Raw genomic sequence first — 25434 nt, 5'->3', positions numbered from 1 at the left:
TCCTGTTTGGCCATGGTCTTTCCGAACTGGAGGTTCGCAATCATCGCCTAATCGACCGGCTTGATGCTGCCCAGAGGGATAAAACCGAGCGAGGCCTTGCCCTTGACGATCTTGAGCGGCATCGACGGTTCGTTGCCAAGCAGCGCCAGCCCGGCAAAGCCGGTTTTGATCTGGCTCTTCTGCTCGGGAATGGCTTTGCCGAGGATTTCCGCCACCGCCTTCGGATCGCTGAGCCTGATCATCAAATCGGCGTCGATCAGTCCGTCGGCATCGACCGAAACCGGCCCGGAAACGGTGACGCGCGCGCTCCCCGACGACAGGTCGAGCTTGCCGATATCCACCGCCTGGCCGCGCAGGCTCTCTGTTTGTGTCTTGATCAGCGCCACGCCGTTCTTCAGCGTCACGTCGCCGCTGCCGTCGAGCGGCGGCAGCACGCGGCCGTCGATCGCGCCCGGATCGATTTCGAGATCGGTAAAACTCCCGGCATAGTCGATGTCCTGGCCGTTCGGACGCAATTCTCCGACCGCTGTCCCAGCGCTGAACAGCTCGACCGGGTCTGTGCCATCGGCGGGATCGGTCTGGGCTGACAGAGCCTCTGCCTCCAGTGAAACGCGCCGGGGCAGGGGCCAGGACAGTTTGACGTTCGCTCGCAGATTATCCCAGTCGATCCACAGCGGCGCCATCCCCGGCACGGAGGTCCTGAGCGGCCCCTGCAGGTCGGCGCCAGGGGACAGGATCTGGGTGATGTGCGTGACTGCTTTGAGGCTGCCGAGCGAGGCGGCGACGTTCCTGCTGTCGTCCTGATAAGCCAGGCTGTCGCAGGTAACGGCGAAGCTTAAGGGGTAGCCGCTGACCGTGAGATTGACGCAGTCCGCCTCGATGCCATTGCCGTTGAACTCGGCCACCGCTTTGCCGGCTTCGCTCTTGACCTTGTCTGCCAGGTAGAACCAGCCGGCGCTGTAGAGGCCAAACAGCACGACGATGAAAACGCCGAGCCAGAACAGCCGGCGGAGAAAATTCGGCGGGCGTTCGTCATTTGACGTCATGCTGCGGCTCTCGTTGGCGCGTGTTGCAGAGGTGTCGTTTCCGGCAAGATCGGGTAGACGGAGACGGATTGAAAAAAACACCGATTCCAGTGCGGTGCTGCAACCAGGCTTGGCGATATGGGCGATTTTTGGGTTTTTGGCTACGGCTCGCTGATCTGGCGGCCGGGATTTGCGCATGTCGAGACGCGGCGCGCCCGCCTCCATGGCTATCGCCGCTCGCTGTGCGTCTACTCCTTCGTGCATCGCGGCACGCGCGAACGGCCCGGCCTGGTGCTCGGCCTCGACCGTGGCGGCTCCTGCATCGGGCTGGCTTTCCGCGTCCCCGGCGATCTGCGCAACGAGGTCATCACCTATCTGCGCGAGCGCGAACTGGTCACCAATGTCTATCTCGAGCGCATGCTTAGCATTCGCCTTGACAAGGGGGGCACGCGTGAGGCCGACAAGGGTTGGGGCGAGAATGGCGGCGAGACGGACGGAGGCGAGACGGTCGAGGCTGTCGCCTATGTCGTCGACCGTACCCACGAGCAATATGCCGGTGCGCTCGATGCGGCCGATGCGGCGAGCGTCGTTCGCGGCGCCGTCGGCCAGTCGGGAAAGAATGAGGACTACGTGTCCAGCACGCTGGAGCACCTCGAGGCGCTGGGGATCCGCGACCATTGGCTGGAGGAGGTGGCGAAACGGATTGGGTCGTGATCTTCTTTCGTTGTTTGACCATGATCTCGAAAACCGGTTCCAACTTTTGCGTCGCTGAACCTTCGGTTCGGGATCATGGTCCGGGTTACATCCTGAAAATCTGCTTTCCGAGATCGGCGCGATCCAGGCTGGATGTCACGGCGAGCTCGAACTCCGCCAGCGGATGGATGCCGCCGACAGGGACATGGAAATCGGGTTGGCCGAAGGTGTCGACAATCTCACGCAACACTGGCCGGTCGGCTTCGACAGGCGGCGAAAAGAAGTAGCGGTAGATATTTGCCCTGATCTCGACGCCGCTCAGCAGCACGTCGAAATTGTGCAGTTCGAAACGCTCGGTGCTCATGCCGCCATTGATGATCATCTGTCCGCCCATCGCGAGGGTGCGGATCAACTCGCCACTGACGGGTCCGCCGACATTGTCGATGATCCCGTTCAGCCCGGCGCCGTCGGTCATGTCCATGACCGCTTCCCTGATGCCGACCTTCAAACCCGACAGATCGAGGATGGCGGTGGCACCAAGCCGCTTCAGGTCCAGCCTGTCGCGAGATCGTCGCACGAGCGCAATCACGTTGATGCCGCGCCGTTGGGCGAACTGCATCACAATCGTCGAAACCGATGAATAGCCGGCCGTGACGGCCAGCCACTGTCCAGGCTGCACACGGGAATCCGCCAGCAGGTCCCAGGCGGTGATGGGGTTCACCATCTGCCCGGCGCGTTCGACCGGATAGCCGGCGGGCAGCGGGATCAGCCATTCGGCCGGAACGGCCGCATATTCGGCCCAGCTGTTGTAGTAGCTGAATGCGACAAGCGTGCCCGGTTTCAAGGCGACGTTCGCACCCACGGCCTCGACAATGCCGGCGCCATGGTTTCCGGCGATCTGGCGGGGGAAATGCGGCTTCTTCGGTTCCGGATAGAGGTTCTGGATGAACAGAAAGTCGCCAGGGTTGATCGAGGCGGAGACCATCCTGAGCAGCACCCGACCGTCGCCGATTCGCGGCATGGGCACCTCGCCGAGATAGAGCACGTCCTGCGGCGAGCCGATTGCGTCAAATACAACTGCTTTCATGGTGGTCTCCAATAAAGGGCGATCTGGCCATGCAACCTGGACGCGGCCAGATCGCAGGCACCGGTGTTTGCATCGGCGTCGCGGAACCTAAGGCTGCTGGCAAAAAATCGGAATTGGCAGATTTGACAATCTATGTGCTAAACTTGCCATAGCTGTTCAAAGGAGCCATCTTGGACAATCGTCCCGTTCACGCCGTGATCTGGCTGCCGTCGACGTTCTATTCGGCTGTCGCCGCGACGCTTGTCGAAATGTTCGAGCTGGTGAACACCATTCGCGGCGCGCCGGCGATTTCCTTCGAATTCGTGGCACGGCAGGCCGACGCCACGACGACGCGTGGAATCTCCTTTCACACCAGACGCGAACCCTCGCAGCGCATGGACCTGCTGATTCTGCTGGCCATGCCCGGCATGCAAGTCCCGGAGCTTGTTGCCGCGCTGGAGGAAGAGAGCCGCCACGCCGCGCCGCTTATCGCAAGGGCGCAACGCGACGGCGCCATTATCGCCGCGCATTGCGGGGCCGGTTACTTCTTGGCAGACGCCGGTCTTCTTGACCGAAAGCGCGCGACGATCTCCTGGTGGCTGAAGACCGATGCCCAGCGCCGCTTTCCGAAGGTGCGTTGGGACGCTTCACGTGTGCTGATCGGGGACGGACGGATTTATACTTGCGGCGGCGGTTTTTCAGGCCTGGAGCTCGGCAAGGCGCTTCTGCGGGATCTTGGCTTCGCCAGGGAGGAGGGCCTGGTTCGCAAGTTGCTGGTGCTGCCGCCGTCGCGGCAGATCCAGACACCCTACGAGTTCCCGCTCACCGATCTGCTGCCTTCGCAAGAGCCGTTCCGCGACCGGCTCGAAACGTTGTCCAGAAAACAGCTCGGAGCGCTCGACCTTGCCTTCCTTGGTGCGCAGCTCGGTCTGTCGCCGCGAACGCTTGCGCGCCGGTTTTCCGATGAATTGCACACCACTCCCGGCCGATGGATCCAGGACCGGCGCCTTGAGGCCGCGAAGGCGCTTCTTGAAAGCACCAAGCTCGGTATCTCGGAAATATGTTACCAGGTCGGATACCGGGATACGGCGTCATTCAGCCGGCTTTTCAACCGCGTGGTCGGACTGCCGCCTGGTGAATACCGGCGCCAGAGCCAGTAGGCATCGGCTGGAATGTGGAGCGCGGCGGATCGCGCCCCTGGATCGCGCCCTTGTGAAGCACTGGTCCGTCGGAAAGAACGGCCAGGCCTTTGACCTCGGCGCGAGTGAGACCTAGGTAAGCGAGGGCTTTTCGCCCCGATCCTTCCCATCCTCACGGAGATCAGTCTTGCAGAAACGTCGTCTCGGTCAAACCGACCTGTCCATCGCGCCGCTGGTTCTGGGTGGCAACGTCTTCGGCTGGACCGCCGACGAGAAAACCTCTTTCGACCTGCTCGACCGGTTCGTCGGCGCCGGCCTCAACGCCATCGACACCGCCGATGCCTATTCGCGCTGGGTTCCCGGCAACAAGGGCGGCGAATCCGAAACGATCATCGGCAAATGGATGAAAAGCCGCGGCAATCGCGACAAGGTTGTGGTGATCACCAAGGTCGGGTCGGACATGGGGCAGGGCAGGAAAGACCTCTCCGCGGCCTATATCGAAAAGGCCATCGATGCGTCGCTGAAGCGGCTGCAGACCGATGTCGTCGATCTCTATCTGTCGCACTGGCCGGACCCGACCACCCCCTACGAGGAAACGCTCGGCGCCTACCAGAAGCTGCTCGACAAGGGCAAGATCCGCCACGTCGGCGCCTCCAATCTCGATGCTGGCCAGTTGCGCGCCGCGCTCGACGTGGCAAGCTTGCGGGGCCTGCCGCGCTATTCGGTGCTGCAGCCGGAATACAATCTCTACGATCGCGCCTCCTTCGATGGGCCGCTGCGCGATCTGTGCATGGCCGAGGATATCGGCGTCATCACCTATTTCAGCCTCGCCAAGGGGTTTTTGAGCGGCAAGTACCGCAGCCAGGCCGATCTCGGCAAAAGCGCGCGTGGCGACGACGTGAAGAACTATCTCAACACGCGCGGCATGCGCATCCTGGCGGCACTCGACGCCGTGTCGGCACGTCACGCGGCTAAGCCGGCGGAAGTGGCGCTCGCCTGGGTGATTGCGCGGCCCGGCGTCACCGCGCCGATCGCCAGCGCCACGACATTGGATCAGGTAGACAGCCTCGTCCGCGCCGCATCATTGGAGTTCGGTCCGGACGATATCGTCGAGCTCGACAGCGCGACTGCTTAGACGCCAGCGCGAAGCGGTGGCTTGATCAAACAGCAGCCAAGAACCGGGCGCGGCCCGCGCCGGAACGCTCCCTGCACGAGCGTTCAAGACGCCTGCTGTGCCCTGCCATACCATTGCCGGCATCGCGCCTGGATACTGGTATACAGATGGCCGAACAGGTCTTTTCCCATCCGGAACTATGGCAGCAATTGCTCGCGCTTGTGCTGGCATCGGCGGTCGTGATGGGCAGTCCGGGGCCGGCGACGATAAGCGTCACCGCCGTCGGCGCCGCCTTCGGCCTGCGCGATTCGCTCCGCTATGCCTCGGGCATCATTCTTGGTACGGTCGCCGTGCTTTTGGTCGTGGCGACGGGCATTACGACCATGCTCGCCTCTGTGCCGACGCTCACACCGCTCCTGGCGGTGGCATCCGCAGCCTACATCCTCTACCTCGCCTTCAAGATAGCAACGGCCCCGCCTCTGGCCGCGCGTAGCGGCGGGGCGGCGCGTCCCACATTCCTCGGCGGGTTTCTTTTGGCCGTCGCCAACCCGCAAGCCTATGTGGCGATTGCCGCCGTATTTGATGGCACGTCGTCCGCCGGTGAGCTCGATGCAGGGCTCAGGCTGGCGGTCCTCGCTTCGATGATCGTCGCCATCCATGTCCTGCGGCTTCTTGCCGGGGCAGCGTTTGCGCGCTTCCTGCGCAAGCCGCTGGCCTCGCGGATCATCAATCTGACGTTCGCGGCAACACTGGTGTTGACCACGGCGCTGGCTGTGATTCCCTAGGGGACAGTGCCGCAAGCTTAGATGGTTCAGGTCGGGGTATCGGAGCCAAGTTCCCCCAGCCGCTTTACCGCCGTCGGCGGCATTGGCGGCGGGTTTGGCGCCTGGGACGCCTCGATGAGCAGCTGGTCGCAGGCGGCTTCCGTCTCGCCGATCAGCCGTTCCATGAATTCTTCCTTGCCCAAACCCGCCGGGATCGGCGGCAGGAAGCGGGCCTTGATCGTGCCGGGATAGCGCAGGAATTTGCGCCGCGGCCAGTAGAGGCCGGCGACATGGGCGACCGGCACCACCGGAATGCCAAGCTGGATATAGAGCTCGACGATGCCGTATTTATAGGCCGGCTCGTCGCCCGGCGCCCGGCGCGTGCCCTCGGGATAGATGATCAGCTGGCGGGGATTGCGCGCCAGTTCCTGCCTGGTCGCGGCGACCACCGCTTTCAGCGCCTTCGAGCGGCTGCCGCGGTCGACCGGGATCATCCGCATTTTCAGGATGTACCAGCCGAAGAACGGGATCCAGGTCAGTTCCCGCTTGAGGATGTAGATCGGATCCTGCAGGAACGGGAAAAAGGCGATCGCGTCCCAGAAGGACTGGTGCTTCGGCGCCAGGATGAAGGAACCCTCGGGCAGGTTTTCCTGGCCGGTGATCTCACTTTTGGTGCCGGCGATCTTGTCATAGAGCCACATGCTGGTGTGTGACCAGAATTTCGGCACGAACCAGGCACGGTGGCGCGGCGACAGGAAATAGTACGGGGTCCAGAGGATCATCTGGACGATCAGATTGACGTAGAAGACGAAGTTGAACGCCAGCGAGCGGACATAAAGCATGCAGGAAGAGCCCGATGAGGAGGTGTGCGTTGGTTACACCAAGCGCGGGCAAAAAGGAAACGGTGCGATGGCCCGTTCATCAGGCCTGCCACGTCTCTTGCAGCAGCCGTTTCTTCAGGCGTGGGGCGGCGAAATCGAGGAACGCACGCAGTTTCACCGGCAGCAGACCCTGGCCGGCATGCACGAGGCTGACCGGCCATGGCTGCGGCTCGAATGCCTCCAGCACGGTGCGGAGGGTGCCCGACCGCACTGCAGCTGCGATCTGGTAGGAAAGCACCCTCGTCAACCCGATGCCGGCAATCGCGGCATCGATCGCCGCTTCCGCGGTGTTGACCCGAAGCCGTGAGCGGATCGGAACGGTGAGTTCGGTCTTGCCCGTGGCAAAAGTCCATGCGGCGGGAGCGGTGAGTCCCTCGAAGGTGACGCAGTCGTGTGCCGCGAGGTCTTTCGGCGTCCGCGGCGTGCCGTGCTTGGCCAGATAGGCCGGGCTCGCGCAAACAACGCGCCGAATCGAGCCGATGCGGATGGCCACCAGGCTGGAGTCGGGAAGCTGGCCGATGCGGATGGCGAGATCGATGTGCTCCTCGGTCAACTGGGTTATCCGGTCCGCAAGCATCAGCCGAATAGCCACGTCGGGGTAGGCAGCGAGAAAGCCGGTGACGACCGGCAGCACATGCAGGCGGCCAAAGACGATCGGTGCGGTGATGATCAGTTCACCCGTCGGCGCGCTGTATTCGCCGGCGGCGGTCCGCTCGGCCTCGCCGACCTCGTCGAGAATGCGATGGCAGGCAGCGAGGTAGGCGTGACCTGCGTCGGTCAGCGTCAGCTGCCGCGTCGAGCGGTTCAGAAGACGCGTCTTCAGATGCCGCTCCAGGTCGGAGACCTTGCGGCTGACCGTTGCAAGCGGGATGCCGAAACGGCGCCCGGCGGCCGAAAGGCTGCCGGCCTCCACCGCGGCAACGAAAAGTGACATGGCCCCGAGGCGATCCATACTTCTCCCGGAAATTGGAAGGTTTGTTTGCATTAATGCCATCTGCATCCGGAAGATGGAAGGAATTATCTCTTCGCTGGCTCTGGTTCGCAGTTCTGCTTCAAAGGAGGCCTTCCATGAATGCTCACGTCTTCACCAGCGATGTCGCCTTTACGCCAACCGTCAAGGCGATCCAGGCCCGCAAAGGCTCACGCGAGGCCTATGCCCGCGTCGAACAGCGCGGCAGCTGGCAAGCTGATATCACGCCCGATCTCGCCGCCTTCATCGAGGCGCAGACCAGCGTCTTCCTGTCGACGGCCAATGGTGAGGGCCAGCCCTACATCCAGCATCGCGGCGGGCCGCCCGGCTTCCTCAAGGTGCTTGACGAGCGGACGATCGGCTTCGTCGATTTCTCCGGCAACAGGCAATTCATCACCCAGGGCAATCTGGACGACAACCCGCGCGCTTTCCTGTTCCTGATCGAATATGCGCATCGGCAGCGCATCAAGATCTGGGGCAGCGCGCGGGTCGTCGAGCAGGACGCCGAACTGATGGCGAAGCTGATGCCGGAAGGCTACAAGGCGCGCCCGGAGCAGATCATCCTGTTCACGGTTTCGGCCTGGGATTCCAATTGCCCGCAGCACATCCCACAGCGTTTCGAAGCAGCCGATGTGGCGGCGGCGCTGGCCGAGCGGGACAAGCGTATCGAACGTCTCGAACACGAGATCGCGCGGCTGCGCAGCATCTCAAGCGCCACGCTCAAGGAATGATAGCGCTGCCGGTTCCAGATCGGCTCAGTTCGGCGCAACAGCCTCGGCCAGCGCGATGCCGGTTGGCGTTGGCTTGACCGGCACGATGCCGCGCGCCAGCGCCAGCAGATATTTGTTGTATTCGGTGAACAGCACGCGCAAGGCTCTCGGCTTGGTCAGCCAGCCGCCATTGCCAAGATTGCTGTTGACCACCGGATAGGGCTCGAGCTTGGCCTTGTGCAGCAGCCGGCCCATTTCCAGCAGGCTGCGCGGCATGTGATAGTTGTTGGTGACGAGGATCACGGTGCCATAGGCGTGGTCTTCCACCCACTTGGCACTTTCCTCGGCATTGCCGATCGTGTCGAGCGCGGCACGGTCGATGTCGACGCAGCAGGAAAACAATTCCTTGTCGCCGCGGGTCGCGACCTGAAGCTGGCGGCGGCTGGCGGAAGGATGCACGCCACTGATCAGCAGCCGCTCGCCCTTGCCGGACGCCAGCAGGCCCATGGCCGCGTCGAGACGCGAATGGCCGCCGGTCAGCACGATGATGGCATCGGCCCTTGCCGGATTGGCGGGCGTCGCGAGACGGCTGACGGTGCTGGCGAACCAGCCAAAGCCGCCGGCAAACAACGTTGCCAGCACGAGCAGAAAGAAAACTGAGATGCGCAGCGCGCTCGCCAATCGGCCGGGCTTGACGCGCTCGCTTGAACGCGTGATCACCAAGGGCAACTGTCCAGCCATTCCGGTCGAGTCGCGCGCGTCCATCGTCCTTATCGTTAACTCCGAAATACGGCGTTTAGTAGGTCGGAAAGCACAAATTTCGTTACGCTAATTCTCTATCCGTGATCACACTGCGTCCGGCTGGCGGACATCGATGTCGCTGAGATAGGTGACGACGGTGACATGGGAGGTTGCCGCCGTCAGCGCACCGATGACCAGCACCATGAGAACAACGCCGAGATAGCCCGCCGAACCGATGGCGAAATTGCCGAACAGGGCGGTCGCCTGATCGGCCTGCGGCGTCGCCATGTTTCGCGACGACCACCACGAGAAGACGATGAAGACGAACACCGCCGCCGCACCCCCGGCGGCGGCGCCCTTCATGCCGGTGACGAGAAAGTGGTGGCGGAATTCGCGCGCGATAAAGCGCGCTTCGGCGCCGACGAAATGCAGCACCTCGATGATGTGGCCGTTGCCGGCCATGGCGCCGCGCGTCGCGAACACCACGGTCAGCACGGTTGCCGCCAGCATCAGCGCCAACACGGCGATGCCGATGGTCACGGTGGTGCGGGCCATGGCGACCAGCCGGTCGACCCAGGTGCGATGGTCGTCAAGCGAGGCACTGGGCAGTTTCGGCGTGATCGCGGCGCGCATTGCGGCGAAATCGGGCGGGTTGGTCTCGTCTATGGTGACGATGATCAGACGCGGCACCGGCAGCTCGTCGATGTTGAGACCCGAACCCAGCCAGGGTTCCAAAAGCCGCGCCGTGGCATCGCGGTCGACGATCCTGGCGCTCTTCACGCCAGGAAATTCGCCGGCGATCTGCGAGGCCTGGGCAAGGGCTGCCTCGATGTCGAGGCCGTCCATCGGCTTGATCTGGATCGTCGCCTCGCGTGAGATCTGGTTCTCCCAGACCGAGGCGGTGTCGCGCACCAGCGTCACCGCGCCGAAGGTCAGGCAGGAGAGGAACGTCATGATGGCGATCACCAGGACCAGCGCCCGGCCGGCGATGTTCTGGGCCGGCACGATCGGCGCCATCTTGCGCTGAACGCGCTGCGTCCCAGCCCTATCAGCGTGTTGGTCTTCGACATGGCGAGCGGAAAGATCAGTCATAGATATCCAGCCTTCCGCCGGACAGGATCATGCGGCGTGCGTCGACCTGTTCCATCAGGCCGAGGTCGTGCGTTGCGATCACCACGGCGGTGCCCAGCCGGTTGAGTTCGATGAACAGCCGCAACAGGCGTCGCGCCAGCGGCGGATCGACATTGCCGGTCGGCTCATCGGCGAGCAGGATTTCGGGCTGCTCGATCAGCGCCCTGGCGATTGCGGCGCGCTGCTTCTCGCCACCCGACAGCACCGGCGGCAGCACATGCATGCGCTCGCCAAGGCCGACCCATTTCAAGAGCTCGGTCACATCGGTGCGGTAGCTGGCCTCCTCGCGCCCGCGCACGCGCAACGGCAAGGCCACATTCTCATAGGTCGTCATGTGGTCGAGCAGGCGAAAGTCCTGGAACACCACGCCGATGCGCCGCCGCAGATGCGGCAGCTCGGCGCGCGAGATGCGCGAGCGGTCTTTGCCGAAGATGGTGATCAGCCCACGCGTCGGCTTGAGCGACATGAACAAAAGCCGCAGCAGCGTCGTCTTGCCGGCGCCCGAAGGGCCGCTCAGGAACTGGAAGGAGCGCTCCGGTATGTGCAAGGAAATGTCGCGGAGGATTTCCGGACCCATGCCATATCGGAGGCCGACATTTTCGAAGCGGATCACGTTCGACGACCTGAAACTTGCGGCGGCGACGAGGCAGCCTTCTCTGGGAAAAGACCATCGGCCGGCATGGTTAACCGGCGGTTAATTTTGGGGTTTTTTGGGCGTGTCACAAGGGGTTTCCGGGGGAAACGTTAACCATTTCCGTTTACGCATAAGAAACGAAGAGCAAACAAGTGCGAAGCGCTGGGGCCGCGATGGCTGACGATCGAACCGCGCGCCCGGTTTCCGGCGAAATCATGACCGATACGGCCGCAAATCCTGCGCCGGAACGCATCATGCGTGATCCGCCTGGTGACATCGTCGACGCCGACTACGAGGTGCTGCCGCGTTTACCCGCCAGCACGGGCGTTTCACCGCCGCTTTTGCGCGTGATCACCACGCCATCGATCAAAGGCATGGACATGCTGCGCAAGCCGGTAGCGGCGATGGAACGGCTGCGGGCGTCGCGCGGCGGGCCGATCTTCTGGATCGCCGGCCTCAGTGCCGCGTTTGCAGCCTTCTGGATCTCGGGCGGGCACGCACTGGTGAGCCAGACGCCGCTTCTTCTGGCGGCGCGACAAGCGGGCGCTGCCCTGACCATTTCAGGCGTTACGTCGCGTATCGATGCGTCCGGGCCGCAACCTGTCCTGTTCGTCGGTGGCGAGGCCGCGAATGACGGCGCCAGCCCGTCGCCATTGCCACCGCTGGAAGTCCGGGTCACCGGCAATGACAGGCGCACAACCCGTTATAGGCTGGCGACATTTAACCGTTCGCTGGCGCCCGGCGAAAGATTTGGCTTTTCCAGCCGGCTCGACGTGCCTAGAAACGGGGTCAAGACCGTCTCGGTCAGCTTCGCCAATTAGCGGCGATCATTTCTGCAAGGGCAGCCAATGCCAATCGTGCGCGGCAAGAATATCGAGGTCCTGTTTTCGGCGTCGGCGATCGCCCGCCGCAATCTGGAGCTCGCCAAGGAGATCGCCGGGCACGACTATCACGACCTTCTGGTGATTTCGGTGCTGAAGGGATCGTTCATCTTCGCCGCCGACCTCATCCGCGCCATGCACGATGTCGGCCTGTCGCCGGAGGTCGAGTTCATCTTCATCTCCAGCTACGGCGCCGGCACCACCAGCGGCGAGGTGAGGGTGCTGCGCGACATCGACAATGAGGTCGCCGGCCGAGACGTGCTGTTGATCGACGACATCCTCGAATCCGGCAAGACGCTGTCCTTCACCCGCGACCTGATGCTGTCGCGCGGCGCCAAAAGCTGCGCCATCGCCGTGCTGCTCGACAAGCGCATGCGCCGCCAGACCACGCTCAACGCCGACTATGTCGGCTTCGACTGCCCCGACTATTTCGTCGTCGGCTACGGCATGGATGTGGCCCACGCCTTTCGCGAACTGCCGTTTGTGGGCGTCGTAAAGGGCGACGCCTAGATTCATCTTCGATGCGGTTGCGGTTCAGGAAAAGTCAACTTTTCCACGCCAACATTCGGCTATGGCAAAGCTCCTGATCGTTGAGGACGATGAATCCGTCCGCACCCTCGCCGCTCGCGCGCTCGAACGCGCCGGGCATATGATCGACATCGCCGCCGACGGCGCGCAGGGGCTTGCCCTGATCCGCGCTGCACGTGGCGGCTACGACCTTGTCGTCTCGGATATCCGGATGCCGGAGATGGACGGCATCCAAATGGCCAAGGCGGCTGCATCGCTTTTCCCGGCGATGAAGATCTTGCTGATGACCGGCTATGCCGACCAGCGCGAGCGCGCCGAGGAATTGAACGGCGTCATTGTGGACGTCGTGCAGAAGCCGTTCACGCTGGCCGAAATCCGCGCGCGCGTCGAACAGGCGCTCGCCTGTTTCGCTTAAGATTCCGCGCAGTCAGGCCGGATCGCAGGTCGCTGCGATTGCCGGCGCGCTGTTCCGGCGCCGGCTGGCGTTGAGCGCGAACAGACCGGCGCCTATGATGAGGGCGGCGCCGATGACGGTGGTCGATCGCGGCACTTCGGCAAAGAACAGGAAGCCCCACAGCGGCGACCAGATGATGCCGGTGTATTCGAAGGTGGCGACGCCGTTGGCCGGCGCCAGCCGGTAGGCCTGCGACAACAGGATCATCCCGGCCGAAGCCACGACGCCGCAGGCGGCCATCGTCAGGAAGTCGATTGACGTCGGCCAGATCCATGGCCTGACCAGGAATTCGAGGCTCGGATGCGTGGCATGAGCTATTCCTGCCAGCCAGAACAGCCCGGCGACCGCTGCAGCGCCCAGGAGATAGACGCCGTTTTGATAGAACGCCATGACCGTGGACGATTCGGTGTCGCCGAGCTTGCGGACCATCAACTGCGAAAAACCGTACAGCACCGCCGAGGCCAGCGACAGCAGCGCCGCCCAGTCCAACAGCCCGGCACCGGGTCGCAGCATCACCAGCACGCCGAGCATGCCGACCATGACGGTGACCAGCGTCTGCCCCGCTACCCGTTCGCCGAGATAGGGGCCGGCAAGCGCAATGATGAACAGCGGTGCCATGAAATAGAGCGCCACCGCGTCGGCAAGCGGCAGGGCGGCGATCGCCAGGTAGTAGAGCGTGTAGGAGGTGAACAGGATCAAGGCGCGCGTCGTCAGCATGCGAAACCGCTTCGAAAAGATCGCCCTGAGCCCGACATCGGCATGAACCAGCACGAGAAGAATGGGCAGGGCGACGATCGAGCGGATCGCCATCACCTCGGTCACCGGATAGGTGCCCGATACGGCCTTGATCAGCGGATCCTGGAGCGAGAACACCAGAACGCCGAGGCAAAGGCTTGCCATGCCGAGGACGATCCGGTTCTGCATGTCGTTCGACGGCTCCTTGCGTGCGCGGCCCGAGAGCCGGGCCCGCGTAACTTTGTTTTATGCATATCGCCCAAAACCGCTTCGCACCCTCGGGGTCAGGCCCAGGGTCAGGCCCGAGGAGATGCTTTTGGGCGACCCGCATCAAAAAGAACCCGCCACCATTTCGGGCAGCGGGTACGAGTGAGGACTTTTTTGGTCCGCAGCCGATTTCGCAGCCGCATATCCAATGGGTGAAGCGACTATTATCCGCCGTTTGACATGTTGCAAACGAATTGGAATGATGCCAGCAATCAGATTTTCTTATGGCGGACAAATGAAGCCCACGCTCGACAGCGATCTGCTGCGCACCTTCGTCGCGGTCGCCGACGCCGGCAATTTCACCAAGGCTGCGGTGCAGGCCGGCCGTACCCAGTCGGCGGTTTCGATGCAGATGAAGAAGCTCGAAGATATGGTCGGCGACAGCCTGTTCGAGCGCGGCTCGCGGGGTGTGGCGCTGACGCGCCGCGGCGGCGAACTCATCGTCAACGCCCGCCGCATCGTGTCGCTGCTGGACGAGACGGCGGCATCGATGGTCGCGGCGCCGCTTGGCGGACCGGTGCGCATCGGCATTCCGGAGGAATATGGCCACGCGATCCTGTCGCGCGCTCTCGGCGCCTTTGCCAAGCGCCATCCTCAGGTCGACATCACCGTCCGCTACGCCCATTCCGGTGCGCAGATCGCGGCGCTCGCCGCCGGCGAGCTCGATCTGGCGGTGGTGTTCGAATGGCAGGACCTCTCCGGCGGTGAAGTGCTGATGCATGATCCGACCGTGTGGGTGACGTCGGAGCTGCATCACATGCATGAGGAGCGGCCGGTGCCGATCGCGCTCTACAACCGCGCCGGCTGGTGCAAGGATTTTGCGATCAAGTCGCTGGAACAGCGTGGTCTCGCCTATCGTGTCGCCTATACCAGCGATACCAATGGCGGCCTGCGGCTTGCCGTCACCTCCGGGCTGGCGATTGCGCCGATCTCGCGCAGCAACATCCCCGCCGGCTGCCGCGAGCTTACCGCCGCCGACGGATTCGGCGACATCGATTCCTCGAACGTGGTGCTGCGGCGCAATCCGAATGCTTCCGGCGAGGCCATCGCCAGCATGGAAGAGGCGATCCGCGAGGCGTTCACCAACCGTTAGAGCAGGCCGGCTTTACTTCAGCTCCAGCAGCCGCTCCAGATAGCTGCGCTCGATGTCGGGGCTGAGCGCGTTGCCGAGCCGCTTGCGGATCGCGTCGAGGATCTGGCGGGCGCGCTGCACGTCGATCTCGTCCGGCACCTTCACCGAATCGCCGAAATCTGGACCCTCGGTGGCGCGTGGCCGGCCGAGCGGATCGCGGTCGGCATTCTGCTGGCGGCCGCCGCGCTGGCCTTCGCCCTCGTCGCCCTGCATGGCCTGCAATTGCTTCATCATGTCCTTGGCGCCCTTGCGCAACGCTTCCAGCGCGCGGCCCTGGTGACCGACCGCCTGATCGCCATCGCTGTCGCCAAGCGCCTGTTCGGCATCGCCCATGGATTTGCCGGCCTCGCCAAATCCCTCATTGGGCTCGAGCCCCATGCCTTCCAGACCCTTTCTCAACTGGTCGAGCTCACTTTGCAGTTTGCCCTGGCCTTCCTGCAACTGCTTCAGCGCGTCGGCGAATTCCTCCGGCGTCATCGGCTTCGGCCGGCCGAGCGGATCGCGGTCTTCGCCTGGGCCGGGCTGCTCGCCCTGTTCGCCCATTTGGCCCTGCTCGCCGTTCTCGCCGAGCTGCTCGTCTCGGTTCTGCCCACGCTGTTGTTGGCCGCGCTGCATCTGGTCCATGCGGAAGGTTTCGTTCATCATCTCCTGCTGGCGCCGCATGATCTCGCCGAGCTTGTCCATCTGCTGGCGCATTTCGCTGTTCTGCTGGCCGCCCTGCTGCTGACGTCCGGCCTGCAGGTTGTTCATCATGTCCTGCAGTTGCGAAAGCAATTGCTGCGCGCTGTCGCGATCGCCGGACTTCGCCAGATTCTCGATCTGGTCCATCATCCGTTCGATATCACTCTGGCGCAGCTCCTGACCGTTCTGCTGCATCTGCGGCGCGTTCGGATTCTGCTGCGCACGCTGGGCGAATTCCTGCAGGAACTGGTTCATCGCCTCGCGCAGTTCCTTCATCGCCTTGTCGATTTCCTCGTCGCTGGCGCCGTTCTTGATCGCGTCCTGCAACGCCTGCTGCGCCTGGCGCAGCCGCCGCTCGGCGTCCGAAAGATTGCCTTCCTCGATGCCGAGCGCGATCTCCCAGAGATAGGCGACCTCGTCGCGCAATTTGTCGTCGCTGTCGGCCATCTTCAGCCGGGTGCGGGCGCTCATGATGGCGACGTAGTGCGCCATATTATCGAACGTGTCTTCGGGCCTGAGCGTGATCGCATCCATCAGGTCGAGCACGCGGCTCTTGGCGTTGGCGTCGAGCGCCAGCGCGCGGCGCTGCTCGATCACGGCCCTGGCCAGCGGATTGGAGAATGGCCGCTCCGGCATCACCAGGGTCCTGGTTTCGCTGGTTGCGGTATGGCCGGCATCGTCGGTGGCGACAAGCCTGAGCTTGATGTCGCCGCCGGCCCAGACATGCTCGGTCAGGTCCTTCGTGGTCTTGGCGGCATTCCCCTTGACGCCGCGGCGCGGCAGTGTCAGCGGCATTTCGGGCGGGCCATAGAGCGGATGCGCATTGGGCGCCGGTGGGTCGGCCAATACGAAATCCGCCTTGGCGGAGGCCGCGCCATAGTCGTCGTCGATCTGGTAGTTGAGTTCGAAGGAGCCGTTGACGGCGCGTTTAGGCTCGCCGACGAAACTGATTTGTGGCGGCTTGTCCGGGATCACCGCGAAGGCCCAGCTGCCGAGTTCGTCGCCGCCCGAGTTCAGCGTCAGCGTGCCGTTGGCCGTCAGCTTTCCGGTGAACTGGCGCACCGTGGAGGGCGTTGCCGTGGAGGGCGTTGCCGCCGCCGGCTTGGCCGCGTCGGCCTGCTGCCCGGCCGGCTCGATGGTGCGGTCGTTGCCGTCGGCGTCGGCATAGCTCAGCGTTTCCTCGCCCGAGCCGCCGGTGACGCGCAGCGACACATCGCTGCCCTCCGGAACGGTGAAGGTGGACGCAGCCTGATTGGCATTGCTGGCAAGGGCCGGGTTGGCGAGGGCTGGGGAAGTGAGGAAGACCGGTGCCCTGCCGGTGTAGGCCGGCGGTGTCACCCAGGCGTCGATGCGCGGCGGCACGGCGTCGCGCGCCGCGTGGGCACTGAACCCGTCCGCGATGCGGCCGCCCGACGGTCCGAACGAGAAGGCGAAAGCCGTGACCAACACAAGCGCCGCCACGGCGCGCAGCCCCCACGGGTCGCGCTCCGGCACCCGGGTGCGTGGCAGGTCGCCACCGAGGTTGCCAAGTTTTTCGGCCATGCGTTTCTGGTGCTCGCGCCACAGCGCTTGCGAAAAAATGCTCTCCCTGCCGCTCGGCCGGTCCGTCTGCACCAGCACCGGGCTGTGCAGCAATAAGTTGGCCGCCTCGATGCGTCGATCGATCTCGGCACTGGACGGCACCCGGAAGAAACGCAGGGGATAGAGCGCGACAAGGGCTGCGATGGCGAACACAGCCACAACACCGATGCGCGCCATGTCGGGCAGCAAAAGGAAGAGGCCGAGCCACGAGACGCTGAGGAACAGGCTGGCGACGATGACGAGCGGCAGCAGCAACGGCCAGCCGCGCTCGACAGTCATCGAGACCCGCGTCGCCAGCCGGCTCACGGCAAGGCGCCCGGCCAGGCTGCGATCGCTGGTTAAGGTGGGTCGTTGCGTCATCGGCCCTTCCTGTTCGGGCGGGATAACCCGAACCTCACAAATCTATCGCACCGGCCCGAAAATCGGATGCGCCCCGAAAATCGGATGCGAAGGACTCAAAGTCTTAGATGCACGTCGCTCCAAACATACCAAGAAACACGGCGAAGGCGAGGCAGTTCCCTAAAACGTGAACAGGACTGCCCCCCGCTATCGTCAGAATCTAGCCGGATCGGCGTTTGCACCGCAGACCAGCACGGCGACACGCTCGCCCGCAGCCGCCGCGTAGCGGCCCGACAGGAGCGCCGCGAAGGCCGCGGCGCCGCCCGGCTCGGAGATGATTCGCACCCGGTCCCAAAGCGCCGTCTGCGCGGCGATGATCTCGTCGTCGCTGACCAGTATGGAACGCTCGACGAAGGCCTCGGCGATCGGAAACATCATTTCGCCGACGCGCTTCGGCGCCAGCGAATCGGCGGCGATGCCCTCAGTCGGCGCATCGACGGGCCGGCCGGCCTCGAAGGCGCGATGAAGCGTCGGCGCGCCCTCCGGCTCGACGGCGATGATCCTGATGCGGCCGGCAAACCAGGCGGCGATGCCGCCGATCAGGCCGCCGCCGCCTACGGCGACCAGCAGCGTGTCGAGTTCAGGCAGGTCGGTCTCGATCTCAAGGCCGAGCGTGCCTTGCCCGATCAGCGTTTCCTCCTGGTTGAACGCATGGATCTGCAGCGCGCCGGACCTTTCGGCAAAGTCTTCGCTGGCGGCCAGCGCTTCGGCATAGCGTGCGCCACCGACGACCAGCTCGGCGCCATAGCCGCGGATGCGTTCCAGCTTGGCCGGCGGGCTGACTTCGGGAACGAAGATGGTTGCCTTGTGGCCAAGCCGCATGGCGGCGTAGGCGACCGCGGCACCATGATTGCCGCCCGATGCCGCGACGACGCCAGCCTCGGGAACCGGCCGCTCGAGAAGATTGGTGAAGGCGCCGCGCGCCTTGAACGAGCCGGAATGCTGCAGGCATTCGAGCTTCAGGTCGACGCCAAGAGGCGGGCGGCCGAAATCGGCCATGTCGACGCGCAGCACCGGCGTGTGGCGCACGAAGGGCCGGATGCGCGGCTCCATTGCGGCGATGCGTTCGCGGGTGATGCTATTGCCGTTCAGCATGGTCTGCTCCCAAGGGTTGACATCACTTAGTAACTTAGCAAAATGGCTAAATGCAAGAGATTGATGTCTTCAAGGCGATCGCCAACGAGCGCAGGCTGCAAATCCTCGATTGGCTGAAGGATCCGCGCGCGCATTTTCCGCCGCAGACCGATGGCGATCTGGTCGAGGACGGCGTCTGCGCGCTGCTGATCGCGGAAAAGCTTGGCATCACCCAGGCGACGCTCAGCGAGCATATGCGGGTGCTGACCCAGGCCGGCCTTCTGCGCAGCAAGCGTATCAAGCAGTGGACGTTCTATCGCCGCGACGAGGGCAGGATCGCCGAGACCAGGGCGCTGATTCAGCACCGGCTGTAGCACTGCAGACGATCCATTCTTGTTGACCATGATCTTTTCCGAAACCGCCGTTTTTCGGGATCATGGGTCTATTCCAGCCAATCAGGTAGGGAATCCAGGCCGATCAGCTCGTCATAGGTCTGGCGCCGGCGCACGACATGGAAACGGTCGCCGTCGACCAGCACTTCAGGCACCAGCGGCCTGGTGTTGTAGGTGCCGGCCTGCACCGCGCCATAGGCGCCGGCGGTGGCGACGGCGATCAGGTCGCCGGCCTTCAGCCGCGGCAGATCGCGGTCGAGGCCGAGATAATCGCCGGTCTCGCAGACCGGGCCAACCACGTCGACCGTCATGCGCGGCGCCGCGGCCGGCTGCTGCACCACCGGCTTGATGTCATGGAAGGCATCATAGAGCGTCGGCCGGATCAGATCGTTCATCGCGGCGTCGACGACCAGGAAATTCTTGGCGTCGCCCTCCTTCACGAAGATCACCTGGGAGACCAGGATGCCGGCATTGCCGACGATAAGCCGGCCCGGCTCGAACATCACCTTCAGCCCGAGCCTGGCGACGTGCTTCTTGACGATCTGAGCATAAGCGTCCGGCAGGGGAGGCGGGCTGTTGTCGACGCGGTAGGGAATGCCGAGGCCGCCGCCGAGGTCGATATGCTCGATGGCGTGCCCGTCGGCGCGCAGCACGCCGACCAACTCCACCAGCAGCGCAAAGGCGTCGTCGAAGGGCTGCAATTCGGTGATCTGGCTGCCGATATGAGTGTCGATGCCGGTGACCTTGATGCCAGGCAGCTCGGCTGCGCGGGCATAGACCTTTCGCGCCTTCTGCCAGGGAATGCCGAACTTGTTCTCGGCCCTGCCGGTGGAGATCTTCTTGTGGGTCTTGGCGTCGACATCCGGATTGATGCGCAGCGAGATCGGCGCCACCTTGCCCAGCGCCGCGGCGCGGGCTGACAGCAATTCCAGTTCCGGCTCGGATTCGACGTTGAAGCACAAAATGCCGGCCGAGAGTGCAAGATCCATTTCGCGCGCGGTCTTGCCGACGCCGGAAAACAGGATCGTGCTGGCCGGAATGCCGGCGGCCAGCGCGCGGCGCAATTCGCCTTCCGAGACCACGTCGGCGCCGGCGCCGAGTTTTGCCAGGATTTTTAGCACAGCCTGGTTGGAATTCGCCTTCATGGCGTAGCAGACCAGCGCGTCGAGCCCGGCAAAGGCCTGCGCAAACACGCGGAAATGCCTGGTCAGCGTCGCCGTCGAATAGCAATAGAACGGCGTGCCGACGCTTGCGGCGATCTCTGATATCGCCACGTCCTCGGCATGCAGCAGGCCGTCGCGGTAGTCGAAATGGTTCACGAGAGTGGTTCCGGAAGTTGGAGCACGACGAGATCGGCCGTCTCATCGGCTCTAGATCAACGGATCGAGAATGAACTTCTTGTCCTCGACAGGTTTTTCCGGCTCCGGCGGCACGGGCTGCTCGGCCTTTTGTGCGTCCTTGCGCGCCTGCACGGCCGCCTCATAGGGCGTGTCGAGCCCGGCTTTCCTGCCGCAGGCCGTTACGGTTGCCAGCGCCGCCAGCAGCGTCAGCGTCACCAAAATCCTGCTTGCGGTCATCGATCCATCCGTCCGAAACTTTTGCCCGCCGCTTTTAGCCGAGTTTTTCCGGCAATGCACCTAGTGTGGTGGATTTGAAGTTCCTGGCATTGACGGCATTCGCGTTGAGGAACTTCAAATCCAAAAACCACACTAGAATTCATAGAATTACTCGTGCGGCTTTTGAATCCGAAATTCGCTCGCCGCGCTGCTCCAACGTGATGCGAATTTCGGATTCACCGCACGAGCATCACGCCCTCGCAATGTGCTTTTTCCAGTAGCGAATCTGCTTCCTCACTTCCGACGGCGCGGTGCCGCCGAAGCTAGTGCGGCTCTTCACCGAGTTCTGCACGGCAAGCACCGAAAACACGTCCGCCGTGATGCCGGGGTGAATGGACTGCAAGTCTTCCAGCGGCAGCCTGTCGAGCCCGATCTTCCTTGCTTCGGCCAGCGCCACAGCGCGGCCGGTGACGTGGTGCGCCTCGCGGAACGGCAAGCCAAGGCTGCGCACCAGCCAGTCGGCGAGATCGGTCGCGGTCGCATAGCCTGACCCGGCGGCCTTCTTCATGGCAGCGGCATTCACCATCATGTCGCGCACCATGCCGGTCATCGCCGCCAGCATCAGGTCGAGCGTCTCGGCGGCGTCGAACACGGATTCCTTGTCTTCCTGCATGTCCTTGCCGTAGGTCAGCGGCATGCCCTTCATGACAGTCAGCAGGCCGACCAGATGGCCGGTGACGCGGCCGGTCTTGCCGCGCACCAGTTCGGCGGCGTCGGGGTTCTTCTTCTGCGGCATGATCGAGGAGCCGGTGGAGAATGAGTCCGACAGCCTGACGAAGCCGAATTGCGGCGTCGACCAGATGATGATTTCTTCGGCCAGCCGCGACAGATGCGTCGCGCAGATCGCCGCCAGCCCCAAAAACTCGAGCGCGAAATCGCGGTCCGAAACGCTGTCGAGGGAATTGCGCATCGGCTCACGGAAGCCGAGCGCCCTGGCCGTCTGGTGCCGGTCGATCGGAAAGCTGGTGCCGGCAAGCGCGGCCGCACCGAGCGGGCTTTCGTCCATCCGTTCGATCGCGTCGCGAACACGCGACAGGTCGCGCGAGAACATCTCGACATATGCCATGCAGTGATGGCCGAAGGTCACCGGCTGCGCCGCCTGCATGTGGGTGAAGCCCGGCATTACCGTTGCCGCATGCTCCTCGGCCCGCTCCAGGAACGCCGTGATCAGGCCCTTCAGCGCCTCGGCGACGCGAAAGCACTCGTCCTTGACCCATAGCCTGAGATCGACCGCCACCTGGTCGTTGCGCGAACGGGCGGTATGCAGGCGGCCGGCAGCCGGGCCGATCAGCTCGGCAAGGCGGGCCTCGACATTCATGTGGATGTCTTCCAGCCTGGTCGAGAACTCGAACGTGCCGGCTTCGATTTCTGCCAGGATCGTGTTCAGCCCGTGAGCGATTTTTTCTTGGTCGGCCGCCGAAATAATGCCGGTTTGCGCCAGCATCTCGCTGTGGGCGATCGAGCCTCTGATATCCTGCGCGTAGAGTTTGCGGTCGAACGAGATCGACGCGTTGATCGCTTCCATGATCGCGGCCGGACCCGAGGCAAAACGTCCGCCCCACATCTGGTTGCTGGCCTTCTTGTCGCTCATCGCTATAACCCGTGCTCCGGAGCAGTTTTAAAAAATGGCAGACGGCAATCGATTTTTCCCGGCCCCGCGCCTCATCCTCGCCGCTTTGGTGGCAGGCGTGCTGGCCGGCGCGGTCGCGGTATATGTCAGCGAAAGCGGTTCTGGCAACAACGCCCCCGCTCAAGTCGCGGTTGGCGACAGCAAGGACGATGTCGCCTGCGCCGCCAAGGCCGACCGCGCCAAGACTGTCGCGGCGGCTGCCACCGGCCAGGTTGCAGCACTTTTGCCGGCCGATCCGCCGCAATCGCTGAAGGGCCTTGCCTTCAACAGCCCCGACGGCAAGCCGATGACGCTCGCCGACCATGCCGGCAAGACGGTGCTGCTCAATCTGTGGGCGACATGGTGCGCGCCTTGCCGCGCCGAAATGCCGGCGCTCGACGCGCTGCAGAACGAAATGGGCAGCGACGCCTTCGAGGTCGTCGCCGTCAATGTCGATGCCGGCGACGACGCCAAACCGAAGAAGTTCCTCGAGGAGACCGGCGTTAAGGCGCTCGGCTACTACCGTGATTCGACGATGGCGCTGTTCAACGATCTCAAGACACGCGGCCTGGCGCTCGGCCTGCCGGTCACCATGCTGATCGACTCGGAAGGCTGCCTGATTGCCCACATGAACGGCCCGGCCGAATGGTCGAGCCCCGACGCCAGGCGGCTGGTCGAGACGGCCCTCGGCAAGTCGGACTAATGCATGTCGCGCAAAGTGCGACGCGCTTTTAGGCGCCGGCGACTATTGCCGGTTTGTTCGTAAGCCGGCTTGGCAATTCCTTTCCACCGGCTCCTATTCGGAAGCGTGCGCTACTTTAAATGGAAATCAAGTTCATCGGTCCGCAACAAAACCGTTGTCCAATTGTCATGGGCGGCACATATTGGCTTTGCGAGAGTGCCCCTTTCGCCAATGACAAACGGGAGATGAAACATGAAGTTCTTCGGCTTCGCGGCCGGTGTCGCCGCCACCTTGACCCTGCTTTCCACCACCTCCGCCTTCGCCGTCACGCAGATCAGCTGGTGGCACGCCATGACCGGCGCCAACGCCGAGGTCGTCGGCAAGATCTCCAAGGATTTCAACGCCAGCCAGAGCGACTATGAACTGGTTCCGGTGTTCAAGGGCACCTATCCGGAGACGCTGAACGCCGGCATCGCCGCTTTCCGCGCTGGCCAGGCGCCCGACATCCTCCAGGTGTTCGACGTCGGCACCGGCGTGATGATGGCGGCCGAGGGTGCGATCAAGCCGGTTGCCGAGGTGATGACCGGTGCCGGGATGACCTTCGACAAGAGCCAGTATCTGCCCGGTATCGTCGGCTATTATTCGAAGCCGGACGGCACCATGCTGTCCTTCCCCTACAACTCCTCCTCGCCGATCCTTTACTACAACAAGGATATCTTCCAGAAGGCCGGCCTCGACGTGAACAACCCGCCGAAGACCTGGAACGAGGTGTGGGAAGCCGCCAAGAAGATCAAGACGAGCGGCGCCGCCCCTTGTGGCTATACCTCGACCTGGCTGACCTGGATCCATCTGGAGAATTTCGCGGCGTGGAACGATGTGTCGTGGGCGACCCAGCAGAACGGCCTGGCCGGCGGCGATGTCGAACTCAAGATCAACGCGCCGATTTTTGTCAACCACTTCCAGGCGCTCGCGGATCTCGCCAAGGACGGCACCTTCAAATATGGCGGGCGCACCTCCGAAGCCAAGCAGATCTTCCTCGCCGGCGAATGCGGCATCTTCACCGAATCGTCGGGCGGCCTCGGCGACATCGTCAAGTCCGGCATGAACTACGGCATCGGCCAGCTTCCCTACGACAGCGACGCCAAGGGCGCACCGCAGAACACCACGCCGGGCGGCGCCAGCCTGTGGGTGTTCGGCGCCAAGTCGGACGAGCAATACAAGGGCGTTGCGGCGTTCTTCGCCTATTTGTCCAAGACCGATGTGCAGGAATATCTGCACCAGAAGTCAGGATACCTGCCGGTGACGCTTGCTGCCTACGAGGCGACCAAGAAATCGGGCTTCTATGACAAGAACCCCGGCCGTGAGACACCCATCCTGCAAATGACTGGCAAGGCGCCGACCGACAACTCGAAGGGCGTGCGCCTGCCGAACCTGCCGCAGGTGCGCGATATCCAGAACGAGGAGTTCGAGAAGATGCTGGCCGGCCAGCAAACCGCTCAGCAGGCGCTTGACAACGCGGTTACGCGCGGCAACGCCGCAATCAAGGAAGCGCTGGAGAACTGACGAGTTTATCTCGGTTGGTGTCTGTTTGAATATCGCCCACGCGAGTTCGCGTGGGCGTCCCCGAGATAGCGAAGGAAATCAGCCTGTCTCCCCGCGTCGTCTTTCCCAACAAGATCCTGCCCTACCTGCTGGTGGCGCCACAACTCGCCATAACACTGGTTTTCTTCTACTGGCCGGCCGGTCAGGCGCTTTACCAGTCGATGCTCAGACAGGATCCGTTCGGGCTGAGGACCAGGTTTGTCTGGTTTGCCAATTTCCGCAAGGTGCTGGCCGATCCGGCCTACCTCAATTCGATCAAGGTCACCGTGGTGTTCTCGCTTGCGACCGCGATCGTCGCGATGTGCGTGGCCCTTTTGCTTGCGGTCATGGCCGAGAAGGCGGTGCGCGGCAAAGGCCTCTACCGCACGCTGTTGATATGGCCTTATGCCGTGGCGCCGGCGATTGCCGGCATGCTGTGGCTGTTTCTGTTCAATCCTTCGATCGGCTCGTTGGCCTATTTGCTGAGAAGCCTCGGCATCGCATGGGATCCGCTGCTCAACGGCGCCCACGCCATGATCCTGCTGGTGTCGGCGGCTGCCTGGAAGCAGATCAGCTACAATTTCCTGTTCTTCGTCGCCGGTCTGCAGGCAGTGCCGAAAACGCTGATCGAGGCGGCGGCCATGGACGGCGCCGGCGAGACCAAGCGCTTCTGGACCATCGTCTTCCCGCTGCTCGCGCCGACCACCTTTTTCCTGCTGGTCGTCAACACCGTCTATGCCCTGTTCGACACGTTCGGCATCGTTCATGCCGTCACCGGCGGCGGGCCGGGCAAGGCGACCGAGACGCTGGTCTACAAGGTCTACAATGACGGCTTCGTCAATCTGATCCTGGGCGACTCGGCGGCGCAGTCGGTCATCCTGATGGCGATCGTCATTGCGCTCACCGCCATCCAGTTCCGCTACGTGGAACGCAAAGTCCACTACGGCTGAGGGC

26 protein-coding genes are annotated in these 25434 nt (G+C 63.5%); 13 read left to right on the top strand and 13 right to left on the bottom strand.

The features are described from left to right. Positions 1–47 precede the first annotated feature (47 nt). On the bottom strand, positions 48–1046 hold the full coding sequence (locus AC0L2A_RS22465) for a DUF2125 domain-containing protein (protein ID WP_473610716.1): 999 nt from the start codon (positions 1044–1046) through the stop codon (positions 48–50). Between the two features lie 117 nt (positions 1047–1163). On the opposite strand from AC0L2A_RS22465, the gene AC0L2A_RS22460 reads away from it, so the two are divergent. Further along, positions 1164–1739 carry a gamma-glutamylcyclotransferase gene (locus AC0L2A_RS22460; protein WP_473610715.1) on the top strand — a complete coding sequence of 192 codons (576 nt, stop codon included), beginning with the start codon at positions 1164–1166 and terminating at the stop codon, positions 1737–1739. 85 nt (positions 1740–1824) lie between these two features. Here AC0L2A_RS22460 and AC0L2A_RS22455 read toward each other — a convergent pair whose 3' ends face one another. Then, positions 1825–2805 (bottom strand): quinone oxidoreductase family protein, encoded by a 981-nt coding sequence (locus AC0L2A_RS22455; protein WP_473610713.1) that lies wholly within the window; start codon positions 2803–2805, stop codon positions 1825–1827. 170 nt (positions 2806–2975) lie between these two features. On the opposite strand from AC0L2A_RS22455, the gene AC0L2A_RS22450 reads away from it, so the two are divergent. The 3 genes from AC0L2A_RS22450 (at position 2976) to AC0L2A_RS22440 (ending at position 5822) form a co-directional block, all read left to right on the top strand. Then, positions 2976–3944, top strand: a complete 969-nt coding sequence (locus AC0L2A_RS22450) for a GlxA family transcriptional regulator (protein WP_473515398.1) — start codon at positions 2976–2978, stop codon at positions 3942–3944. Positions 3945–4110: 166 nt separating this feature from the next. Continuing rightward, complete coding sequence (locus AC0L2A_RS22445; protein ID WP_473610712.1) at positions 4111–5058, top strand: aldo/keto reductase; 948 nt, start codon at positions 4111–4113, stop codon at positions 5056–5058. Positions 5059–5204: 146 nt separating this feature from the next. Then, positions 5205–5822, top strand: coding sequence for a LysE family translocator (locus AC0L2A_RS22440; protein ID WP_473610711.1), 618 nt, complete (start codon positions 5205–5207; stop codon positions 5820–5822). Positions 5823–5848: 26 nt separating this feature from the next. On the opposite strand, the gene AC0L2A_RS22435 is transcribed toward AC0L2A_RS22440, so the two are convergent. Continuing rightward, the gene (locus AC0L2A_RS22435; RefSeq protein ID WP_473585308.1) at positions 5849–6643 is read right to left on the bottom strand and encodes a lysophospholipid acyltransferase family protein; all 795 of its coding nucleotides are present in this window, start codon (positions 6641–6643) and stop codon (positions 5849–5851) included. 79 nt (positions 6644–6722) lie between these two features. Continuing rightward, positions 6723–7634, bottom strand: coding sequence for a LysR family transcriptional regulator (locus AC0L2A_RS22430; RefSeq protein ID WP_473610709.1), 912 nt, complete (start codon positions 7632–7634; stop codon positions 6723–6725). Positions 7635–7750: 116 nt separating this feature from the next. Between AC0L2A_RS22430 and AC0L2A_RS22425 the strand changes: the two genes are divergently transcribed. After that, positions 7751–8383 (top strand): pyridoxamine 5'-phosphate oxidase family protein, encoded by a 633-nt coding sequence (locus tag AC0L2A_RS22425; RefSeq protein WP_473610708.1) that lies wholly within the window; start codon positions 7751–7753, stop codon positions 8381–8383. Between the two features lie 24 nt (positions 8384–8407). Here the strand turns inward: AC0L2A_RS22425 and AC0L2A_RS22420 are convergent, their stop codons facing one another. The 3 genes from AC0L2A_RS22420 to ftsE all read right to left on the bottom strand — a co-directional run bounded on the left by AC0L2A_RS22420 (position 8408) and on the right by ftsE (position 10847). After that, positions 8408–9127 carry a YdcF family protein gene (locus tag AC0L2A_RS22420; protein ID WP_473610707.1) on the bottom strand — a complete coding sequence of 240 codons (720 nt, stop codon included), beginning with the start codon at positions 9125–9127 and terminating at the stop codon, positions 8408–8410. An 81-nt stretch (positions 9128–9208) separates the two neighbouring features. Continuing rightward, positions 9209–10195, bottom strand: coding sequence for a cell division protein FtsX (locus AC0L2A_RS22415; RefSeq protein WP_473610705.1), 987 nt, complete (start codon positions 10193–10195; stop codon positions 9209–9211). Next, a complete protein-coding gene (gene ftsE / locus AC0L2A_RS22410; protein WP_023797212.1) occupies positions 10188–10847 on the bottom strand; it encodes a cell division ATP-binding protein FtsE in 660 nt (219 codons plus the stop codon). The genes AC0L2A_RS22415 and ftsE overlap by 8 nt, the downstream gene beginning before the upstream one ends. A 194-nt stretch (positions 10848–11041) precedes the next feature. Here ftsE and AC0L2A_RS22405 point away from each other — a divergent pair, with 194 nt between their 5' ends. From AC0L2A_RS22405 to AC0L2A_RS22395, 3 genes are all read left to right on the top strand, one after another. Beyond that, positions 11042–11689 (top strand): hypothetical protein, encoded by a 648-nt coding sequence (locus AC0L2A_RS22405; RefSeq protein WP_473610704.1) that lies wholly within the window; start codon positions 11042–11044, stop codon positions 11687–11689. A 27-nt stretch (positions 11690–11716) separates the two neighbouring features. After that, on the top strand, positions 11717–12259 hold the full coding sequence (gene hpt / locus AC0L2A_RS22400) for a hypoxanthine phosphoribosyltransferase (RefSeq protein ID WP_473610702.1): 543 nt from the start codon (positions 11717–11719) through the stop codon (positions 12257–12259). 61 nt (positions 12260–12320) lie between these two features. Beyond that, positions 12321–12692 carry a response regulator gene (locus AC0L2A_RS22395; RefSeq protein ID WP_027153386.1) on the top strand — a complete coding sequence of 124 codons (372 nt, stop codon included), beginning with the start codon at positions 12321–12323 and terminating at the stop codon, positions 12690–12692. Positions 12693–12704: 12 nt separating this feature from the next. Here the strand turns inward: AC0L2A_RS22395 and AC0L2A_RS22390 are convergent, their stop codons facing one another. Beyond that, positions 12705–13655, bottom strand: coding sequence for a DMT family transporter (locus AC0L2A_RS22390; RefSeq protein WP_473610701.1), 951 nt, complete (start codon positions 13653–13655; stop codon positions 12705–12707). A gap of 313 nt (positions 13656–13968) precedes the next feature. On the opposite strand from AC0L2A_RS22390, the gene AC0L2A_RS22385 reads away from it, so the two are divergent. Further along, the gene (locus AC0L2A_RS22385) at positions 13969–14826 is read left to right on the top strand and encodes a LysR family transcriptional regulator (protein ID WP_287296395.1); all 858 of its coding nucleotides are present in this window, start codon (positions 13969–13971) and stop codon (positions 14824–14826) included. Between the two features lie 12 nt (positions 14827–14838). Here the strand turns inward: AC0L2A_RS22385 and AC0L2A_RS22380 are convergent, their stop codons facing one another. Continuing rightward, positions 14839–17487 carry a TIGR02302 family protein gene (locus AC0L2A_RS22380; RefSeq protein ID WP_473610700.1) on the bottom strand — a complete coding sequence of 883 codons (2649 nt, stop codon included), beginning with the start codon at positions 17485–17487 and terminating at the stop codon, positions 14839–14841. 192 nt (positions 17488–17679) lie between these two features. Then, positions 17680–18621 carry a threonine/serine dehydratase gene (locus AC0L2A_RS22375; protein WP_473610698.1) on the bottom strand — a complete coding sequence of 314 codons (942 nt, stop codon included), beginning with the start codon at positions 18619–18621 and terminating at the stop codon, positions 17680–17682. Positions 18622–18671: 50 nt separating this feature from the next. On the opposite strand from AC0L2A_RS22375, the gene AC0L2A_RS22370 reads away from it, so the two are divergent. Continuing rightward, on the top strand, positions 18672–18974 hold the full coding sequence (locus AC0L2A_RS22370; protein WP_287054036.1) for an ArsR/SmtB family transcription factor: 303 nt from the start codon (positions 18672–18674) through the stop codon (positions 18972–18974). A 68-nt stretch (positions 18975–19042) separates the two neighbouring features. On the opposite strand, the gene lysA is transcribed toward AC0L2A_RS22370, so the two are convergent. The 3 genes from lysA to argH all read right to left on the bottom strand — a co-directional run bounded on the left by lysA (position 19043) and on the right by argH (position 22199). Further along, a complete protein-coding gene (gene lysA / locus AC0L2A_RS22365) occupies positions 19043–20311 on the bottom strand; it encodes a diaminopimelate decarboxylase (RefSeq protein ID WP_473610697.1) in 1269 nt (422 codons plus the stop codon). 51 nt (positions 20312–20362) lie between these two features. Further along, positions 20363–20569 (bottom strand): hypothetical protein, encoded by a 207-nt coding sequence (locus tag AC0L2A_RS22360; RefSeq protein ID WP_023797221.1) that lies wholly within the window; start codon positions 20567–20569, stop codon positions 20363–20365. Positions 20570–20798: 229 nt separating this feature from the next. Then, positions 20799–22199: an argininosuccinate lyase gene (gene argH, locus AC0L2A_RS22355; protein WP_473610695.1), complete on the bottom strand. Its 1401-nt coding sequence runs from the start codon at positions 22197–22199 to the stop codon at positions 20799–20801. Positions 22200–22233: 34 nt separating this feature from the next. Between argH and tlpA the strand changes: the two genes are divergently transcribed. From tlpA to ugpA, 3 genes are all read left to right on the top strand, one after another. Then, positions 22234–22920: a thiol:disulfide interchange protein TlpA gene (gene tlpA / locus AC0L2A_RS22350; protein ID WP_287212883.1), complete on the top strand. Its 687-nt coding sequence runs from the start codon at positions 22234–22236 to the stop codon at positions 22918–22920. Between the two features lie 231 nt (positions 22921–23151). Then, complete coding sequence (gene ugpB, locus AC0L2A_RS22345; RefSeq protein WP_027153376.1) at positions 23152–24462, top strand: sn-glycerol-3-phosphate ABC transporter substrate-binding protein UgpB; 1311 nt, start codon at positions 23152–23154, stop codon at positions 24460–24462. An 83-nt stretch (positions 24463–24545) separates the two neighbouring features. After that, on the top strand, positions 24546–25430 hold the full coding sequence (ugpA, locus tag AC0L2A_RS22340; protein ID WP_473610739.1) for a sn-glycerol-3-phosphate ABC transporter permease UgpA: 885 nt from the start codon (positions 24546–24548) through the stop codon (positions 25428–25430). Positions 25431–25434 lie beyond the last annotated feature (4 nt).

This window comes from Mesorhizobium sp. WSM4844, assembly GCF_055811775.1.
Note: the sequence above shows the minus strand (reverse complement) of the source record. Positions and strands in the feature narration are given on the sequence as shown.

What these genes read in the sequence shown, in the direction of transcription:
- AC0L2A_RS22465 (WP_473610716.1), bottom strand. Translation starts at nt 1,046, where the DNA reads ATGACGTCAAATGACGAACGCCCGCCGAATTTTCTCCGCCGGCTGTTC.
- AC0L2A_RS22460 (WP_473610715.1), top strand. Translation starts at nt 1,164, where the DNA reads ATGGGCGATTTTTGGGTTTTTGGCTACGGCTCGCTGATCTGGCGGCCG.
- AC0L2A_RS22455 (WP_473610713.1), bottom strand. Translation starts at nt 2,805, where the DNA reads ATGAAAGCAGTTGTATTTGACGCAATCGGCTCGCCGCAGGACGTGCTC.
- AC0L2A_RS22440 (WP_473610711.1), top strand. Translation starts at nt 5,205, where the DNA reads ATGGCCGAACAGGTCTTTTCCCATCCGGAACTATGGCAGCAATTGCTC.
- AC0L2A_RS22435 (WP_473585308.1), bottom strand. Translation starts at nt 6,643, where the DNA reads ATGCTTTATGTCCGCTCGCTGGCGTTCAACTTCGTCTTCTACGTCAAT.
- AC0L2A_RS22430 (WP_473610709.1), bottom strand. Translation starts at nt 7,634, where the DNA reads ATGGATCGCCTCGGGGCCATGTCACTTTTCGTTGCCGCGGTGGAGGCC.
- AC0L2A_RS22425 (WP_473610708.1), top strand. Translation starts at nt 7,751, where the DNA reads ATGAATGCTCACGTCTTCACCAGCGATGTCGCCTTTACGCCAACCGTC.
- AC0L2A_RS22420 (WP_473610707.1), bottom strand. Translation starts at nt 9,127, where the DNA reads ATGGACGCGCGCGACTCGACCGGAATGGCTGGACAGTTGCCCTTGGTG.
- AC0L2A_RS22415 (WP_473610705.1), bottom strand. Translation starts at nt 10,195, where the DNA reads ATGACTGATCTTTCCGCTCGCCATGTCGAAGACCAACACGCTGATAGG.
- AC0L2A_RS22405 (WP_473610704.1), top strand. Translation starts at nt 11,042, where the DNA reads ATGGCTGACGATCGAACCGCGCGCCCGGTTTCCGGCGAAATCATGACC.
- hpt (WP_473610702.1), top strand. Translation starts at nt 11,717, where the DNA reads ATGCCAATCGTGCGCGGCAAGAATATCGAGGTCCTGTTTTCGGCGTCG.
- AC0L2A_RS22395 (WP_027153386.1), top strand. Translation starts at nt 12,321, where the DNA reads ATGGCAAAGCTCCTGATCGTTGAGGACGATGAATCCGTCCGCACCCTC.
- AC0L2A_RS22390 (WP_473610701.1), bottom strand. Translation starts at nt 13,655, where the DNA reads ATGCAGAACCGGATCGTCCTCGGCATGGCAAGCCTTTGCCTCGGCGTT.
- AC0L2A_RS22385 (WP_287296395.1), top strand. Translation starts at nt 13,969, where the DNA reads ATGAAGCCCACGCTCGACAGCGATCTGCTGCGCACCTTCGTCGCGGTC.
- AC0L2A_RS22380 (WP_473610700.1), bottom strand. Translation starts at nt 17,487, where the DNA reads ATGACGCAACGACCCACCTTAACCAGCGATCGCAGCCTGGCCGGGCGC.
- AC0L2A_RS22375 (WP_473610698.1), bottom strand. Translation starts at nt 18,621, where the DNA reads ATGCTGAACGGCAATAGCATCACCCGCGAACGCATCGCCGCAATGGAG.
- AC0L2A_RS22370 (WP_287054036.1), top strand. Translation starts at nt 18,672, where the DNA reads ATGCAAGAGATTGATGTCTTCAAGGCGATCGCCAACGAGCGCAGGCTG.
- AC0L2A_RS22360 (WP_023797221.1), bottom strand. Translation starts at nt 20,569, where the DNA reads ATGACCGCAAGCAGGATTTTGGTGACGCTGACGCTGCTGGCGGCGCTG.
- argH (WP_473610695.1), bottom strand. Translation starts at nt 22,199, where the DNA reads ATGAGCGACAAGAAGGCCAGCAACCAGATGTGGGGCGGACGTTTTGCC.
- tlpA (WP_287212883.1), top strand. Translation starts at nt 22,234, where the DNA reads ATGGCAGACGGCAATCGATTTTTCCCGGCCCCGCGCCTCATCCTCGCC.
- ugpB (WP_027153376.1), top strand. Translation starts at nt 23,152, where the DNA reads ATGAAGTTCTTCGGCTTCGCGGCCGGTGTCGCCGCCACCTTGACCCTG.